1 protein-coding gene is annotated in these 474 nt (G+C 59.7%); it reads left to right on the forward strand.

Annotation, left to right across the window (positions count from 1 at the left end; all coding sequences use genetic code 11):
* On the forward strand, nucleotides 1-474 hold a 474-nt coding region (locus BTJ49_RS15820), incomplete at its 5' end, for a transposase (protein ID WP_113066274.1).

Below are 474 nucleotides of genomic sequence, written 5' to 3' on the forward strand. Positions count from 1 at the left end.
CTGATGCATGCCTTTTCGCGGAACTATGTAGGCTTGTTCAATGGGCGACACGGCCGGACCGGGACGTTGTGGGAAGGGCGGTACAAGTCATGCCTGGTGGATTCGGAGGGCTATTTTCTGGCCTGTTCACGCTATATCGAGCTCAATCCCGTGCGCGCATGGATGGTGGCCGAACCCGGCGATCATCCTTGGTCGAGCTACAGGGCACATGCCGACGGACGCGTGGATCCGCTGCTGACCGCACATGCCTGCTATCTGGAACTGGGGGCCAACGCGGTGGAGCGTGCAAGTGCGTATAAGGCGCTTTTCGCCGAGGCGCTGCCGGATAAGATCGTGCATGAAATACGCGTGTATCTTCAGCAACAGAAGGCGCTCGGAACGGATCGTTTCCGAGCGTGGGTGGAAGCACGAACCCAACGTTTCGCCACGGTCCGGCAGCCGGGGAGACCGCGTGATCGCTTAAATTGTCCCTGA

It is taken from the genome of Oleiagrimonas sp. MCCC 1A03011 (genome assembly GCF_003267965.1).
GTDB lineage: Bacteria > Pseudomonadota > Gammaproteobacteria > Xanthomonadales > Rhodanobacteraceae > Oleiagrimonas > Oleiagrimonas citrea.